General features: G+C 69.7%; 2 protein-coding genes and 1 pseudogene. 1 reads left to right on the top strand and 2 read right to left on the bottom strand.

Annotated features, from left to right (window positions below; all coding sequences use genetic code 11):
- Positions 1-183: 183 nt before the first annotated feature.
- The gene (locus ABT006_RS34970; RefSeq protein ID WP_350712750.1) at positions 184-423 is read right to left on the bottom strand and encodes a hypothetical protein; all 240 of its coding nucleotides are present in this window, start codon (positions 421-423) and stop codon (positions 184-186) included.
- Between the two features lie 71 nt (positions 424-494).
- Complete coding sequence (locus tag ABT006_RS34965) at positions 495-1,088, bottom strand: ATP-dependent DNA ligase (protein WP_350712749.1); 594 nt, start codon at positions 1,086-1,088, stop codon at positions 495-497.
- A 16-nt stretch (positions 1,089-1,104) separates the two neighbouring features.
- On the opposite strand from ABT006_RS34965, the pseudogene ABT006_RS34960 reads away from it, so the two are divergent.
- Positions 1,105-1,436 (top strand): annotated as a pseudogene (locus ABT006_RS34960) (SAM-dependent methyltransferase); the annotation flags it as partial.

The raw sequence follows: 1,436 nt of genomic DNA, 5'->3' as shown, positions 1-1,436 counted from the left end.
GAGATCAAACGCTGCCTCAAACGCTACGTCGCCCGCGAAATCTACCGACGCCTCGAAAACCCACCCCAAACGCTTGACGCGGCATAGGAGCGTCGTCAGGGTGACTCTGTAGTCGCAGGACCATCCGCCCGTGACGCGGCACCACACCCGCCACGAGCACGCGTCCGGCCCCCGCTGCGCCTGCTATGACTCGCCGAAGTAGCCCTCCTCCTCGCCGAGTAGCAGCGGCACGTCGTGCACCGACATGTCCGGCCGGGCCCGCGCATACCGCACTCCGTGCCGCCAGCGCCCGTGCTCGAAGGCGACGTCGGCATCGATCTCGGCCACCACGGTCGGATCGACCTGCACGTATCGCACCGGCTCGGGACGGTCCAGCTGGCCAGACCAGGGCGCCGGCAGCGGCTCCGGCCACGGGTGCACCACAGCGGCACCCCGGTGCTGCCGAGCCCGCACCGGGGACAGCAATCCGCCGAGCTGCTCCCGCTGCGCGCCAGTCAGCGGGTGTGTCCGGCCGTGTACCGCAGCCGGCCCCGCCGATCAAACCGCCCGAGCAGCGCGGTGGCGGGGTTGCGGATGCTGCCGGTCACTCCGCCGACGATCGCCTCCGTGACGATCCGGGTCCGAAACTTTGACCAGCCGCGCCGGCCCGGCTCGTACCGTCCGGCCAGCCGCTTGCTCACAACGCCCTCAATGCCGGCCGTGACGGTCCAGTTCGGCATCCAGTCCGCCACCTGCCGCATGTCGGTTGTCTGCGGGGTCAGGGTCAGTTGCTTAGGCGCGTTGACGAGAAGCCGTTCCAGCCGGGCCCGCCGCTCCGACAGCGGCAGGCTGAGGACCACCTCGCCGCCCGCGTCGGCCAGCAGGTCGAACAGCACGTAGTGGGCCGGGCAGTCGTGGGCCAGGCGCAGGAGCCCGCTCCCAGCGGTGATTCGCCGCTGGAGCAGCGCGAAATTCGTCCGGCCGCGCTCCCAGACGATCTGCTCACCTACGACACCGGCATGGCCATGCGAGGGCGCAACGCCGGCCTGAATGTGCACAAGCTCCAACACCCCAAAGCCGGCGTGGCCACGCAAACCAGTTGACGGCACCGGCAGGGTACCTGGTGTGCGTACGTTCAGTGAGCTGGTCGATGAGGCCGCCGTAGTGGACGTGTCCGGCTGGGACTTCGACTGGCTTGAAGGCCGAGCAACGGAAGAGCGTCCGCCGTGGGGGTACTCGCGGTTGATCGCATCACGCCTGCCCCACGTCACCTCGGCCTTGGACATCGACACCGGTGGCGGCGAGATCATCGCCGAGGTGCCGCACCTACCGCCGATAATGGCCGTCACCGAAGGCTGGCTCCCGAACGTCGAGCGCGCCCGTCACGCGTTGTCGCCCCGCGGTGTCGAGGTCGTGCCCGTCGAGCATGGACGGCCCCTGCCCTTCCCCGACGCCAG

It is taken from the genome of Micromonospora sp. NPDC002717 (assembly GCF_040295705.1).
Classification (GTDB): Bacteria; Actinomycetota; Actinomycetes; order Mycobacteriales; family Micromonosporaceae; genus Micromonospora.
Note: the sequence above shows the minus strand (reverse complement) of the source record. Positions and strands in the feature narration are given on the sequence as shown.